General features: G+C 65.0%; 13 protein-coding genes. 12 read left to right on the top strand and 1 reads right to left on the bottom strand.

What is annotated here, in order from left to right; genetic code table 11:
- Positions 1 to 23: 23 nt before the first annotated feature.
- The 6 genes from L0U84_RS10930 (at position 24) to L0U84_RS10905 (ending at position 5808) form a co-directional block, all read left to right on the top strand.
- Positions 24 to 350 (top strand): YbaB/EbfC family nucleoid-associated protein, encoded by a 327-nt coding sequence (locus L0U84_RS10930; protein ID WP_027197578.1) that lies wholly within the window; start codon positions 24 to 26, stop codon positions 348 to 350.
- A gap of 229 nt (positions 351 to 579) precedes the next feature.
- Positions 580 to 1176 (top strand): recombination mediator RecR, encoded by a 597-nt coding sequence (gene recR / locus L0U84_RS10925; protein ID WP_018418135.1) that lies wholly within the window; start codon positions 580 to 582, stop codon positions 1174 to 1176.
- 349 nt (positions 1177 to 1525) lie between these two features.
- The gene (locus tag L0U84_RS10920) at positions 1526 to 2767 is read left to right on the top strand and encodes a CaiB/BaiF CoA transferase family protein (RefSeq protein WP_233849811.1); all 1242 of its coding nucleotides are present in this window, start codon (positions 1526 to 1528) and stop codon (positions 2765 to 2767) included.
- A gap of 163 nt (positions 2768 to 2930) precedes the next feature.
- The gene (locus L0U84_RS10915) at positions 2931 to 3968 is read left to right on the top strand and encodes an ABC transporter substrate-binding protein (protein ID WP_129957357.1); all 1038 of its coding nucleotides are present in this window, start codon (positions 2931 to 2933) and stop codon (positions 3966 to 3968) included.
- A 130-nt stretch (positions 3969 to 4098) separates the two neighbouring features.
- Positions 4099 to 4911: an ABC transporter ATP-binding protein gene (locus L0U84_RS10910; RefSeq protein WP_233849810.1), complete on the top strand. Its 813-nt coding sequence runs from the start codon at positions 4099 to 4101 to the stop codon at positions 4909 to 4911.
- 72 nt (positions 4912 to 4983) lie between these two features.
- Entirely contained in the window at positions 4984 to 5808 is an 825-nt protein-coding gene (locus L0U84_RS10905) for an ABC transporter permease (RefSeq protein ID WP_129957355.1), read from the top strand.
- Between the two features lie 78 nt (positions 5809 to 5886).
- On the opposite strand, the gene L0U84_RS10900 is transcribed toward L0U84_RS10905, so the two are convergent.
- Positions 5887 to 6861: an NADPH:quinone oxidoreductase family protein gene (locus L0U84_RS10900; RefSeq protein ID WP_233849809.1), complete on the bottom strand. Its 975-nt coding sequence runs from the start codon at positions 6859 to 6861 to the stop codon at positions 5887 to 5889.
- Positions 6862 to 7204: 343 nt separating this feature from the next.
- Here L0U84_RS10900 and surE point away from each other — a divergent pair, with 343 nt between their 5' ends.
- The 6 genes from surE (at position 7205) to rlmD (ending at position 13586) form a co-directional block, all read left to right on the top strand.
- Entirely contained in the window at positions 7205 to 7963 is a 759-nt protein-coding gene (gene surE / locus L0U84_RS10895) for a 5'/3'-nucleotidase SurE (RefSeq protein ID WP_233849808.1), read from the top strand.
- The gene (locus tag L0U84_RS10890; RefSeq protein WP_233849806.1) at positions 7960 to 9171 is read left to right on the top strand and encodes a protein-L-isoaspartate(D-aspartate) O-methyltransferase; all 1212 of its coding nucleotides are present in this window, start codon (positions 7960 to 7962) and stop codon (positions 9169 to 9171) included. Before surE ends, L0U84_RS10890 begins: the two co-directional genes overlap by 4 nt.
- A 5-nt stretch (positions 9172 to 9176) precedes the next feature.
- Complete coding sequence (locus L0U84_RS10885) at positions 9177 to 10127, top strand: peptidoglycan DD-metalloendopeptidase family protein (protein WP_129957351.1); 951 nt, start codon at positions 9177 to 9179, stop codon at positions 10125 to 10127.
- An 11-nt stretch (positions 10128 to 10138) separates the two neighbouring features.
- Entirely contained in the window at positions 10139 to 11221 is a 1083-nt protein-coding gene (rpoS, locus tag L0U84_RS10880; protein ID WP_233849804.1) for an RNA polymerase sigma factor RpoS, read from the top strand.
- A gap of 4 nt (positions 11222 to 11225) precedes the next feature.
- A complete protein-coding gene (locus L0U84_RS10875) occupies positions 11226 to 12002 on the top strand; it encodes a 3'-5' exonuclease (RefSeq protein ID WP_233849803.1) in 777 nt (258 codons plus the stop codon).
- 153 nt (positions 12003 to 12155) lie between these two features.
- Positions 12156 to 13586: a 23S rRNA (uracil(1939)-C(5))-methyltransferase RlmD gene (rlmD, locus tag L0U84_RS10870; protein WP_233849800.1), complete on the top strand. Its 1431-nt coding sequence runs from the start codon at positions 12156 to 12158 to the stop codon at positions 13584 to 13586.
- The last annotated feature ends 33 nt before the right edge of the window (positions 13587 to 13619 follow it).

The following is a 13619-nucleotide window of genomic DNA, read 5'->3' as shown; positions in this document are numbered from 1 at the left end:
CGCTATCTAGAAGGAGCACGTCCATGATGAAAGGCCAACTCGCCGGGCTGATGAAGCAAGCCCAGCAGATGCAGGAAAACATGAAGAAGATGCAGGAGCAACTCGCGCTGATCGAAGTCGAGGGGCAGTCGGGTGCCGGTCTCGTCAAGGTGACGATGACCTGCAAGAACGACGTGCGCCGCGTGTCGATCGACCCGAGCCTGCTCGCCGACGACAAGGACATGCTGGAAGATCTGGTCGCCGCCGCGTTCAACGACGCCGTGCGCAAGGCCGAGGCGACCGCGCAGGAAAAGATGGGCGGCATGACCGCCGGCCTGCCGCTGCCGCCGGGCTTCAAGCTGCCGTTCTGAACCTGCTCCTGGCTGGGAGCGGGCTAAAGCGGGTGAGCGTCGCAGCGGTTGGTTGCCGCGGTGCGAAAGCAAACGCTCGCCGGCGCGCGCCGCGCGCAGGCCGGAAAAATCGAAACCACGGCCGCGTGTGAAAGCGCGATCATGGCGCGAAAGCGCGGCCGGTTTCGAGCATCACCCCGCATCCCAATTCGCCCACCCGGGCACCACACCCACGTCGACGCCGATCCGCATGAAACAACCTTCCGCCTTGTCGGCGCTCGTCGAAGCGCTGCGCGCGCTGCCCGGTGTCGGGCCGAAGTCCGCGCAACGCATGGCGTATCACCTGATGCAGCACGACCGCGAAGGCGCCGAAAAGCTCGGCCGCTCGCTACTGTTCGCGACCGAGCATCTGCGTCACTGCGAAAAGTGCAACACGTTTACCGAAGCGCAGATCTGCGAGGTCTGCCTGGATGAGGAGCGCGATCCGTCGTTGCTGTGCGTAGTCGAAACGCCGGCCGACCAGATCATGCTCGAACAGACGATGACCTATCGCGGCCTCTATTTCGTGCTGATGGGGCGGTTGAGTCCGCTCGACGGCATCGGCCCGAAGGAAATCCATTTCGACCGGCTGGTAAAGCGCGCGTCGGATGGCGTCGTCAAGGAAGTCGTGCTGGCCACCAACTTCACCAACGAAGGCGAGGCCACCGCGCATTACCTCGGGCAGACGCTGAAGGCGCGCGGCCTTGCCGTCACGCGTCTCGCGCGCGGCGTGCCGGTGGGCGGCGAGCTCGAGTATGTCGACGCGGGCACGATCGCGCGCGCGATGCTCGACCGTCGTTCGATGTAGCCACGCGGCTGCCGTTGGCCGCCGCGGTACCGTCAAGGCACGCGTCGTCGCAAGCGGCGCAGACCGTGCGCATGACGATGTAGAACAAAGCAACCAACTTGCAGGGGACCAGGGTAAGTGCTTTGCGCCAACTCTGGCCGACAACTTTGCATGGGATCGGAGTAGGCGCTAAAGCGCTAACTCCGATCGACAGCTTTGCATGGGACCGGAGTAGGCGCTAAAGCGCTAACTCCGATCGACAGCTTTGCATGGGATCGGAGTAAGCGCTAAAGCGCTAACTCCGATCGACAGCTTTGCATGGGACCGGAGTAAGCGCTAAAGCGCTAACTCCGGTCGACAAAGGAGACTCATGAGCGCCACCCCCGAATCAGCCGCGAGTGCGGCAACGCATGACGCGCGCGGTCCGCTCGCCGGCGTCAAGGTGCTGGAACTCGGCACGCTGATCGCCGGGCCGTTCGCCGCCCGTTTTCTAGGCGAATTCGGTGCCGACGTGATCAAGATCGAAGACCCCAAAGGCGGCGACCCGCTGCGCAAATGGCGCAAGCTGTATCCGGAAGTCGGCGGAACGTCGCTGTGGTGGGCCGTGCAGGCGCGCAACAAGAAATCCGTCACGATCAACCTGAAAGCCGAAGAGGGCAAGCGGATCGTGCGGCGCCTCGCGAAAGAGGCCGATATCGTCGTCGAGAATTTCCGGCCCGGTCTGCTCGAAAAGCTCGGACTCGGCTACGACGTGCTGTCCGCCGAAAACCCCGGCCTCGTGATGGTGCGTCTGTCGGGCTACGGCCAGACGGGCCCGTATCGCGACCGCCCCGGCTTCGGCGCGATCGCCGAGTCGATGGGCGGTCTGCGCCATATCACCGGCTATCCGGATCTGCCGCCGCCGCGTATCGGCATTTCGATCGGCGATTCGATCGCCGCGCTGCACGGGGTGATCGGCGCGCTGATGGCGCTGCATCACAAGCAGGTGAACGGCGGCAAGGGGCAGGTCGTCGACGTCGCGCTGTACGAGGCCGTCTTCAACATGATGGAAAGCGTGGTGCCCGAGTACGGCGTCTACGGCATGGTGCGCGAGCGCACCGGCGCGTCGCTGCCGGGCATCGTGCCGTCCAATACCTATCCGTGCCGCGACGGCAGCATCGTGATCGGCGGCAATAGCGATCCGATCTTCAGGCGCCTGATGTTCGCGATCGAACGCGACGATCTCGCCAACGATCCGGCGCTCGCGCATAACGACGGCCGCGTGCCGCGCACCCAGGAAATCGACGCCGCGATCGCCGCCTGGCTGTCCACGCGCACGATCGAAGAAGCGCTCGCGGTGCTGAACGCGGCCGATGTACCGGTGGGCCGCATCTACAGCGTCGCCGATATGTTCACCGATCCGCAGTTCATCGCGCGTCAGATGATCCAGCGCTTCAAGTGGCAGGACGGCAAGGAAATCGCGCTGCCCACGGTCACGCCGAAGCTGTCGGCGACGCCCGGCGAGACCCGCTGGCTGGGGCCGGAACTGGGTGAACATACCGATGAAGTCCTGCAATCGCTAGGTTATGATGCTGACGGCATCGCGAGGTTGCGGGCGCAACAGATCGTCTGATCCGCACGGCGCAACGCATAGGGAAGAGCGCGAAAAGCGCGGCGCTGAAGCACGACTCGCGCTGCGCGACCGGTAAGCCACACACCGCGCCCAGGCGCGTGCGCAACGGCGCGCACCCGAGCGGACAAAAGCCGGACTACAAAAAATCTGGAGACAACGGACCATGCAACGCAGAACCTTCCTCGCCGGCGGTGCGGCGCTCGCGGGCGCCTCGCTCGCGGCCACACCGTTCGCATTCGCGCAGGGCAAACCGGAGACCACCAAGGTTGCCATCGCGGTCGGCGGCAAGAACCTGTTCTACTACCTGCCGCTGACCATCGCCGAGCGCCGCAACTACTTTAAGGACGAAGGGCTCGAAGTCGAGATTTCCGACTTCGCGGGCGGCTCGCAGGCGTTGAAGGCGGCGGTCGGCGGTAGCGCGGACGTGGTCTCCGGCGCGTTCGAACACACGCTGCTGTTGCAGGCGCAAAAGCAGATGTTCCGTGAATTCGTGCTGCAAGGCCGCGCGCCGCAGATCGTGCTCGCGGTATCGAAGAAAACGATGCCTAACTTCAAGTCGATCGCGGATCTGAAGGGCAAGAAGATCGGCGTGACCGCGCCGGGTTCGTCGACCTCGATCATGGCGAGCTTCGTGCTCGCCAAAGCGGGGCTCAGTCCGAAGGACGTCGCGTTCATCGGCGTGGGCGCGGGTGCCGGTGCGATCGCCGCGCTGCAGTCCGGGCAGATCGACGCGATCGCCAATCTCGATCCGGTCGTCACGCGCCTCGAGCGCGCCGGCGACGTGCGCGTCGTGTCGGATACGCGCACGCTCGCCGATACGCACACGGTGTTCGGCGGCGACATGCCGGCGGGCTGCCTGTACGCGTCGCAGTCGTTCATCACGAAGAACCCGAACACCACGCAGGCATTGACCAATGCGATGGTGCGCGCGCTCAAGTGGCTGCAGAACGCGAGCGGCAGCGAGCTGATCAACACGGTGCCGGAGAGCTATCTGCTCGGCGACCGCGCGCTCTATCTCGACGCGTGGGCACACGTGCGCGAAGCGATGTCGCCCGACGGCCTGATGCCCGCCGACGGTCCCGCGACGTCGCTGAAGACGCTGAAGGCGTTTGATCCGTTGATCCAGAACGCGCAGATCGATCTGTCGAAGACGTGGACCAACGACTTCGTGAAGAAGGCGCTGACGACCGTCAAGGCGTAAGCCAGGCGGCGCGCGCATAGGCTTACCGAAAAGGACGTGGACAGGGCGATTCGCTTCGTCCACGTCCGCCGCCCGCAGCGTCACGCCGCGACAACTCCCCGCAAACCCGATCCCCGAAGCGAGCCAAACGATGACCGTTGCTGCCCTGGCGCTCGAAAACATCACCTGCACGTTCGCTGCGCGCGACAACCGCGCGCAGCGCTACACGGCGGTCAAGGACACGACGCTGCGTATCGAGCCGGGCGAGTTCGTGTCGGTGGTCGGCCCGACTGGCTGCGGCAAGTCCACGCTGCTGAACATCGGCGCAGGGCTGCTACAGCCGTCGACCGGTGGAGTCAGCGTGTTCGGCGAGAAGCTCAGTGGTCTGAATCGCCGCGCGGGCTACATGTTCCAGGCCGATGCGCTGATGCCGTGGCGCTCGGCGCTCGACAACGTGATGGCCGGCCTGTCGTTTCACGGCGTGCCGGCTTCGGACGCGCGCGCGAAGGCCGAAGAGTGGTTGAAGCGCGTCGGTCTCGGCGGCTTCGGCGACCGCTATCCGCATCAGCTGTCCGGCGGCATGCGCAAGCGCGTCGCGATGGCGCAGACGCTGATACTCGATCCCGACATCATCCTGATGGATGAGCCGTTTTCCGCGCTGGATATTCAAACGCGGCAGCTGATGGAAAACGAGCTGCTCGATTTATGGGCCGCGAAGCGCAAGGCAGTGCTGTTCATCACGCACGATCTCGATGAAGCGATCGCGATGTCGGATCGCGTGGTGGTACTGTCTGCCGGGCCGGCCACGCATCCGATCGGCGAGTTCCGGATCGATCTGCCGCGGCCGCGCGATGTCGCCGAAATCCGCTCGCATCCGCGCTTCGTCGAATTGCATGCGCAAATCTGGGGTGTGCTGCGCGATGAGGTGCTCAAGGGATATCAGCAGCAACTGGCCGCCGTTTAAGTGTGCCGCGCATGCCTGCATGCGCATCAAAAAAGAAGACGTGTTCAATAATCGTCCAAGGCAAACCAAGTCATGTGGAAGACGTTGCGCCCTAGCCGGGCGAATCTGGTGATCTGGCAGTGGCTGCTGCTCGTGCTGTGCTTCGTGCTGTGGTACGTGCTGACGAGCCCGACGCTGTTGCCGCCGTTCTATTTCGACGATCCGAATAAAGCTGCGTTCTTCTTCGGCGAGCCGCAGAAAGTGCTGCAGCGGATCTGGGAGTGGTTCACGGGCGGCGAGATCTATCTGCATCTGTGGATAACGCTCGTCGAGACCGTGCTCGCGTTCGTGTTCGGCACCGCGATCGGGCTCGGCGTCGGCCTGTGGCTCGCGCTCGCGCCGACCGCGAGCGCGCTGTTCGATCCGTACGTGAAGGCTGCGAACTCGATGCCGCGCGTGATACTCGCGCCGATCTTCGGCGTGTGGTTCGGCCTCGGCATCTGGTCTAAGGTCGCGCTCGGCGTCACGCTGGTGTTCTTCATCGTGTTCTTCAACGTCTATCAGGGCGTGAAGGAAGTGAGCCCGGTCGTGCTCGCGAACGCGCGCATGCTCGGCGCGAACCGCAAACAGCTGCTGCGTTTCGTCTATCTGCCGAGCGCGATGAGCTGGGTGTTTTCGAGCCTGCATACGTCGGTGGGGCTCGCGTTCGTCGGCTCGGTGGTGGGCGAGTATCTGGGCTCGGCGCGCGGTGTCGGCTATCTGATCCTGCAGGCCGAAGGCACCTTCGACATCAATACCGTGTTCGCGGGGATTCTGGTGTTGACCGCATTCGCGCTGGTTCTCGATGCGATCGTCGGAATGGCGGAGCGGCGCCTGATGAAGTGGCAGCCGCGCAGCGGAGAGACGGAGAAGCTGTAAGAGTTGATCGCACGCGGCGCGGCGCCCGAAATCGCATTCGGGCGCCGCGCCGTTTTTGATGCTGCTTGACTGGTTGCGCTACGGCGTGATCACCACCTTGCCGATCACACGGCGCTCGGCCATGTCGCGCAACGCGCGGCCGGTGTCGTCGAGCGAATAGCGGGCGGACACGTAGGGCTTGAGCTTGCCTTCGCGAATCCAGCCGGTCATCTGTTCGAAGGCCGCGCGATTGCGCTGCGGCTCACGCCTGGCGAAGTCGCCCCAGAACACGCCGACCACGCTCGCGCCCTTGAGCAACATCAGGTTCAGCGGCAGCATCGGGATCTCGCCGTTGGCAAAGCCGACCACCAGATAACGCCCCCTCCAGCCGATGCTGCGAAACGCCGGCTCCGCATACATGCCGCCGACCGGGTCGTAGATCACGTCCGGACCTTGGCCGTCGGTCAGCGCCTTGATGCGTTCGCGCAGATCCTCGCTGCTGTAGTTGATCGTCGCGTCCGCGCCGTGCTTCACGCAGGTCGCGAGCTTTTCATCGCTCGATGCCGCCGCGATCACGCGCGCGCCGAGCGCCTTGCCGATTTCGACCGCCGCAAGGCCGACGCCGCCGGCCGCACCGAGCACGAGCATCGTCTCGCCGGGCTGTAGCGCGCCGCGATCGACCACCGCGTGATGCGAGGTGCCATACGCGAGCGTGAACGCGGCCGCGAGTTCGAACGACACCTCGTCGTCGAGCGGCACGCAGGCCGCGGCGGGGGCAAGCGCCTGCTCGGCGAAGCCGCCGGAGCCGGTGAACGCGGCCACGCGCGAGCCCGGCCTGAATTGCGTGACGCCTTCGCCCACCGCGCGCACGATGCCCGCTGCCTCCGAGCCCGGCGTGAACGGCAGCGGCGGCTTGAACTGGTATTTGTTCTCGATGATCAGCACGTCGGGAAAATTGACGGCCGCGGCCTTCACGTCGATCACCACGTGGCCGGGAGGCGGTTCGAGATCCGGCAGGTCGTCGACGGCCAGGCTTTCGGGCGGCCCATATTGCTTGCAGCGAATCGCGCGCATCGTGTCTCCGTATCGTTCAGGGTTCGCAACGTTTTCGAGTGTAAAGCAAAGCGCACGACCGTGCGATTTATTGCGCGGCAGGTTAGAGCGTGCAGCGCGCTTTTGATGCGGTGCACGTGCGTGGTCGCGCAAACCGTATTGCATCGCACAGCGAAACACGCACCGGATGCCGATTCATCGACGCGCGCACACGGCGGCGCGTTCAATGCAAAGCAGCATCTTTGCGTTCGACACAAGCATCCGCGCGCGGGAAAAACACCGGCTCGCGCGACGCTCGTGCCTGCCATGCGGACACGCCGACCGTGTCGTTCGCGTGCCATCTTTCCTCGGTTACAATCGGCGGATGCGAATCCTACTCAGCAACGACGACGGTTATCTGGCGCCGGGCCTTGCCGCGCTTTATGAAGCGCTGAAGCCGATCGCCGACGTCACCGTGATGGCTCCCGAACAGAACTGCAGCGCCGCGTCGAATTCCCTGACGCTGTGGCGGCCGCTCTCCGTTCTGCGTTCGGCGAACGGTTTCTACTACGTGAACGGTACGCCGACCGACTCGGTGCACATCGCACTGACCGGCATGCTCGACCATACACCGGACCTCGTAGTCTCGGGTATCAACAACGGCCAGAACATGGGCGACGACACGCTGTATTCCGGCACCGTCGCGGCCGCCACCGAAGGCATCATGTTCGGCGTGCCGGCCATCGCGTTTTCGCTCGTCGACAAGGACTGGGTGCATCTCGAAGACGCGGCGCGCGTAGCCGCCGAAATCGTCGCGCATTATCTCGAGCGGCCGTTGCCGGGGCATCCGCTGCTGAACGTCAATATTCCTAACCTGCCGTACGACGAACTGCGCGGCTGGCAGATCACGCGACTCGGCAAACGTCATCCGTCGCAGCCAGTGATACGCCAAACCAATCCGCGCGGTGAACCGATCTACTGGATCGGCGCTTCGGGCCAGGCCCGCGACGCGAGCGAAGGCACGGACTTCCATGCAGTCGCGAACGGCGCCGTGTCGATCACGCCGCTGCAGCTCGATCTGACCCACACGCAAATGCTGCCCGCGGCGCGCGACTGGCTGCGCGCCGGGAGCGGCACTTCATGACCGGCGAGCGCGCGAAGCGCTTTCCGCTGGGTCTCGAGGACCTGGTGCGCGAACCGCGCCGGCCCGAGGGACGTCCGGGTGAGATGCGCGCGGCGGCGCTCGCGGCGAGCGCGGCGCTGAACGCGCGGCAGCAGTCGGTTAAACCGACCCAGGGCGGCGCGGCCGCGCGTGCGCAAGCGAGAGCTTCCGCGGCTGCACAAGCGACGCCGGCGCCGCGACCCCAGGTGATTCCCCAGGCGAAGACGCAAAGCGCTTCGTCGGGCATGCCGGCCGGAACCGGCGGTGCGATGCCGCCAAAGCCGCAGGCCGCGCCGGTCGCAAAGACAACGGTGAACTCGTTGGCTGCCGCATTGGCGGGGCAGCCTGTCAAGCAAGCACCGAAGTCGTCGGTCAAGCCAGGCAAAACCGCGTCGCATGCGACTGGACACGGCGCACGCGCGACGCCATCGCCACTTCAGTCGCAAGCGCAGCAAAGCGCGAAACCCACGCCGAACGCCGCGCTAGCCGGAGCAATGAGCGGCGCATTCGGCGGCGCAAGCAGCGGCGCGATGAACAACGCCCTCGCGCTGACCTCGGAACGGGTTCGCGAACGCATGGTCGAACGCCTGCGAGCCAATGGCGTCAGCGATCAGCGTGTGCTGAACGCGATGGCGGCGGTGCCGCGCCACATGTTCGTCGATCCGGGGCTGGCGGCCCAGGCGTACGAAGATGCGGCGCTGCCGATCGGTCATCACCAGACTATCTCGAAGCCGTCGGTGGTCGCGCGAATGATCGAACTCGCGGCCGCTGGGCGCGCGCTGAACACCGTGCTCGAAATTGGCACCGGTTGCGGCTATCAGGCGGCGGTGCTGAGCCAGGTCGCGCGCGAGGTTTATTCGATTGAACGCATCAAGCCGCTGTCCGAGCGCGCGAAGACGAATCTGCGTCCGCTGCGCATTCCGAATATCCGGCTGCATTACGGCGACGGGCGGCTCGGTTTGCCGTCGGCGGCGCCGTTCGACGCGATCGTGATCGCGGCGGCCGGGCTCGACGTGCCGCAAGCATTGCTCGAGCAGCTTGCGATCGGCGGACGTCTGGTCGCGCCGGTCGGCTCGCAGGAAGGACACAGCCAGGTGCTGACGCTGGTCGAGCGCCTCGGGCCCGCGCAGTGGCGCGAGTCGCGGCTTGATCGCGTTTTCTTTGTACCCTTAAAATCCGGAGTGATTTGACACCGATGAGTATGTTGCGCGCGATGCAGAGAACCACCCCGAATACCCCCCTGACCGTAACCCAGCGCAGCGTGTGCGTGCTCGCCTTGTCCCTGTTGATGACGGCCTGTGCATCCCGGCTCGACCAGGCGCCCGTCGTCGACCGCTCCGGCGGCGGCACGCTCGCCACCGCGCAAGGCGCGGCGCAACCGGCCGCGCCGCTCGGGCCGCCGCCGCCCGGCTACTATCGCGTGAAGCCGGGCGATACGCTGTATCGCATTGCACTCGAGAACGGCCAGAACTATCGCGACATCTCGACGTGGAACAACCTGACCAACCCGAATCAGATCGAAGTCGACCAGCTGCTGCGCGTCGTGCCGCCGGGTGCGAATACCGCGGCCATCACGCCGGGCGTGTCGACCGCGCCGATCGGCAGCACGGGCGCGGGGCAAAGCGCACCGCTGAACAACAACGCGCCGGCCGTGGTCGGCGCGGCGATGCCGCCGCTCTATGGCGGTGCGACCAACGGCACGCCCGCGAATGGCGCGGTCGCTGCGCCTCCGGCCAATCCCTCTGCGGCGAGCGCCGATACCGGCAGCGCCGCTGCAGGCAACGTAGCATTTGCGTGGCCGGTGCGTGGTCCGCTGCTCAACACGTTCAACGACTCGACCAACAAGGGCGTCAATATCGGCGGGTCCGCGGGCGAGCCGGTCAAAGCGTCGGCCGATGGTCGCGTCGTCTATGCCGGAAATGGGCTGCGTGGTTACGGCAATCTCATTATCATCAAGCATGATGCAACTTATCTCACCGCGTATGCACATAACCGCGCTTTGATGGTAAAAGAGGGGGACGCGGTTACGAAAGGGCAGAAGATCGCAGAGATGGGCAATAGCGATTCCGACCGTGTGATGTTGCATTTCGAAGTTCGCCGACAGGGTAAACCAGTCGACCCACTGAAGTATTTGCCGCCGCAATAAGCGATACGACCATGCCGAAATCGAAGCGCCGCCCGCCGCAAGCCGAGTCTGAGACGATCAGCGAAGTCACGTCCGCCGCAGTGGACGAGAGCGGCGCTTCGGAAGTGGAAGAAGAGGTCGTCGAGGAGCGCGATCTCGACGAACGCCAGAGCGGCCTCGACGACAGCGAGGGCGCTGACGCGCGCAGCGGCGACGCGGTGCCCGACGCCGACGATTTCCGCGCGCTGCTGCAGGCCGAACTCACGGCCGACACAATTCAGCATTATCTAAATCGCATCAGCGTGAAGCCGCTGCTCACCGTCGAGGAAGAGCAGAAATATTCGCGCCTCGCCAAGGCCGGCGAGTTCGAAGCGCGGCAGGTGATGATCGAGCGCAATCTGCGGCTGGTCGTCAGCATTGCCAAGGGTTATCTGAATCGCGGCGTGCCGCTGCTCGATCTGATCGAGGAGGGCAATCTCGGCCTGATGCACGCGATCGAAAAGTTCGATCCGACGCGCGGCTTCCGTTTTTCGACTTACGCAACGTGGTGGATCCGCCAGAGCATCGAGCGCGCCATCATGAACCAGGCGCGCACCGTGCGACTACCGGTGCATGTGATTCGTGAGCTCAACCAGGTGTTGCGCGCGAAGCGCCATCTGGAAAAGAACTCGATGAATTCGGGAGAAGCGGCCGAGCGCCGCGACGCGAGCATCGACGACATCGCCTATCTGACCGGCAAGACCACCGACGAAGTCACCGACATCCTCGCGCTGAACGAGCACACCGCGTCGCTCGACGCACCGCTCGATCTCGACCCGGCGAGCAGCCTGCTCGATCTGCTGTCGGACGACCAGAGCCAGTCGCCTGACGCCGAGGTGCAGCATCGCGAGCTTGAAACGCTGACACGCGCGTGGCTCGCGCGTTTGTCGGACAAGCACCGCCACGTGATCGAGCGGCGCTTTGGCCTGAATCACATCGAGCCCGCCACGCTCGAGGAACTGGCCGACGAAATGGGCCTCACGCGCGAGCGTGTGCGCCAGATCCAACAGGAAGCGCTGGTACGACTGAAGCGCTTCTTCGCCTCAAACGGTGTCCGCAAAGACGCCGTTCTCTGACCTGATGACACCGATTCTTGTTTTCGACATCGAGACGATTCCCGATGTCGCCGGCATCCGCCGCCTTGAAGATTTGCCCGCGTCGATGAGCGACGCCGAAGTCGCCGAGCACGCGTTCGCCGCGCGCCGCGAAAAAACCGGCAGCGATTTTCTGCCGCATCACCTGCAACGGGTGGCGGCGATTTCCTGCGTGTTCCGCGACAACAACGGCTTTCGCGTGCGCTCGCTCGGCACGCCCGAGGACGGCGAGGCGACGCTCGTGCAGTCGTTCTATCGTGTGATCGAAAAGTACACGCCGCAGCTGGTGTCGTGGAACGGCGGCGGTTTCGATCTGCCGGTGCTCAACTACCGGGCGCTCGTCAACGGCATTCCCGCCTACCGGTTCTGGGATCTGGGCGAGGATGACCGCGACTTCAAGTGGAACAACTACATCAGCCGCTACCACGCGCGCCATACCGACCTGATGGACGTGCTCGCGATGTACCAGGCGCGCGCGAACGCGCCGCTCGACGCGCTCGCCAGGATGTGCGGCTTCCCGGGCAAGATGGGCATGGACGGCAGCCAGGTGTGGCAGGCGTTCCAGCAAGGGCGCATCGAGGAAATCCGCAATTACTGCGAGACCGACGTCGTCAACACGTACCTGCTGTATTGCCGCTTCCAGCTGATGCGTGGCGGCTTTTCGCCGTCGGAGTATGCTGACGAAATCAATCTCGTGAAGAACGCGCTCGCGCTGGAAACCGCGCCGCAGTGGGCCGAGTATCTGGCGGCGTTCGAGCAGTAAGCTCGCGCGAACAGAGCCTCCCCCGGGTCGCCGCGCCGCAAACCAGGCCGCAATCCGCTCGCGCCGCGGGCATGGTCCGCAGCGCATCGCGGGCAAGCCCTGCGCTTCGTCTACAATCTCGCCTTTCCCCACAGCTTGTCAGGAAGTCCGCAGGTGTCCCGAACTGCCCCCCAACGTCGCTCGCCGCGGCGCTCATCGAAGCATGCCAGGGCGCACGCCCCGGCGTCCGCGCCCGTCATTACCGGCAACGAACCGGTCATCGAAATCGTTTCGCTCGATATGGAAGCGCGCGGCGTGGGCCGCACCGCGAGCGAAGACGGCACGCCAGGCAAGGTGGTGTTCGTCGAAGGCGCACTGCCCGGTGAGCTCGTCAGCTACTCGACGCATCGCAGCAAGCCGAAATTCGAGCAGGCCGAAGTCGTCCAGGTGTTCCGCGAAAGCGTGATCCGCACGACGCCGAAATGCACGTACTTCAACGTCTGCGGCGGCTGCTCGATGCAGCATCTCGACATGCGCGCGCAGGTGGCGGTCAAGCAGCGCGTGCTCGAGGACAACCTGCAGCATCTGGCGAAGCTGCGCCCAGAAACGGTGTTCCGGCCGATTCACGGACCGTCCTGGGGTTATCGCTATCGCGCGCGCCTCGCGGTGCGCTTTCTGCCCGAGCGCGGCGGCATGCGCATCGGCTTTCATGAGAAGAAGAGCAGCTATATCGCCGACATGAAGACCTGCGAGGTGCTGCCCCCGCATGTATCGGCGATGCTGATGCCGCTGCGCTTCATGGTCCGCAAGCTGTCGATCTACGACCGCATGCCGCAGCTCGAGCTCGCGGTCGGCTCGTCGGTCACGGCGCTCGTCGTGCGCAACCTCGAGCCGCTGACGGCGGGGGACGAGCAGGTGCTGCGCGAGTTCGCCGACGAGCACAACGTCCAGTTCTGGATCCAGCCGGGTGGTCCCGACACGGTCACGCCGCTTTATCCGCTCGACGTGCAGCTCGACTACACGCTGCCGGAATATGGCATCCGCATGCCGTTCAAGCCGACTGACTTCACCCAGGTCAATCACGCGATCAACCGTGTGCTGGTGAGCCGCGCGTTACGTCTGCTGGCGCCCGCGCGCACGGACCGCGTGCTCGACCTGTTCTGCGGGATCGGCAACTTCACGCTGCCGCTCGCGCGAGTCTCGCGGGAAGTGGTCGGCATCGAGGGCAGCGAAGTGCTCACCCAGCGCGCGCTCGCGAACGCGGAGCTGAATGGCGTCGCAGGGCATACGTCGTTCGCATGCCGCAACCTGTTCGAAGTCACCGCCGACGATCTGCGCGCGCTCGGTCACTTCGACAAGTTCCTGGTGGACCCGCCGCGCGAAGGCGCGCTCGCGATCGCGAAGGCGCTCGCGGAGATCGCGCAGAGCGGCGACGGGCCGCTGCCGAAGCGCATCGTCTACGTGTCGTGCGCGCCGGCCACGCTCGCGCGCGATGCCGGGCTGCTCGTGCACGAGGCCGGCTATCGGCTGGTGGGCGCGGGCGTCGTCAATATGTTTCCGCATACGTCGCACGTGGAATCGATTGCGCTGTTCGAGCGCGATTGAGTTTTGCGGCCGGCATAAACGAAAACGCCACGA

Source organism: Paraburkholderia sp. HD33-4 (assembly GCF_021390635.1).
GTDB lineage: Bacteria > Pseudomonadota > Gammaproteobacteria > Burkholderiales > Burkholderiaceae > Paraburkholderia.
Note: the sequence above shows the minus strand (reverse complement) of the source record. Positions and strands in the feature narration are given on the sequence as shown.

Excerpts from the sequence above, each read along its gene's own strand:
- L0U84_RS10930 (WP_027197578.1), top strand. The coding sequence starts at position 24 with ATGATGAAAGGCCAACTCGCCGGGCTGATGAAGCAAGCCCAGCAGATG.
- recR (WP_018418135.1), top strand. The coding sequence starts at position 580 with ATGAAACAACCTTCCGCCTTGTCGGCGCTCGTCGAAGCGCTGCGCGCG.
- L0U84_RS10920 (WP_233849811.1), top strand. The coding sequence starts at position 1,526 with ATGAGCGCCACCCCCGAATCAGCCGCGAGTGCGGCAACGCATGACGCG.
- L0U84_RS10915 (WP_129957357.1), top strand. The coding sequence starts at position 2,931 with ATGCAACGCAGAACCTTCCTCGCCGGCGGTGCGGCGCTCGCGGGCGCC.
- L0U84_RS10910 (WP_233849810.1), top strand. The coding sequence starts at position 4,099 with ATGACCGTTGCTGCCCTGGCGCTCGAAAACATCACCTGCACGTTCGCT.
- L0U84_RS10905 (WP_129957355.1), top strand. The coding sequence starts at position 4,984 with ATGTGGAAGACGTTGCGCCCTAGCCGGGCGAATCTGGTGATCTGGCAG.
- L0U84_RS10900 (WP_233849809.1), bottom strand. The coding sequence starts at position 6,861 with ATGCGCGCGATTCGCTGCAAGCAATATGGGCCGCCCGAAAGCCTGGCC.
- surE (WP_233849808.1), top strand. The coding sequence starts at position 7,205 with ATGCGAATCCTACTCAGCAACGACGACGGTTATCTGGCGCCGGGCCTT.
- L0U84_RS10890 (WP_233849806.1), top strand. The coding sequence starts at position 7,960 with ATGACCGGCGAGCGCGCGAAGCGCTTTCCGCTGGGTCTCGAGGACCTG.
- L0U84_RS10885 (WP_129957351.1), top strand. The coding sequence starts at position 9,177 with ATGAGTATGTTGCGCGCGATGCAGAGAACCACCCCGAATACCCCCCTG.
- rpoS (WP_233849804.1), top strand. The coding sequence starts at position 10,139 with ATGCCGAAATCGAAGCGCCGCCCGCCGCAAGCCGAGTCTGAGACGATC.
- L0U84_RS10875 (WP_233849803.1), top strand. The coding sequence starts at position 11,226 with ATGACACCGATTCTTGTTTTCGACATCGAGACGATTCCCGATGTCGCC.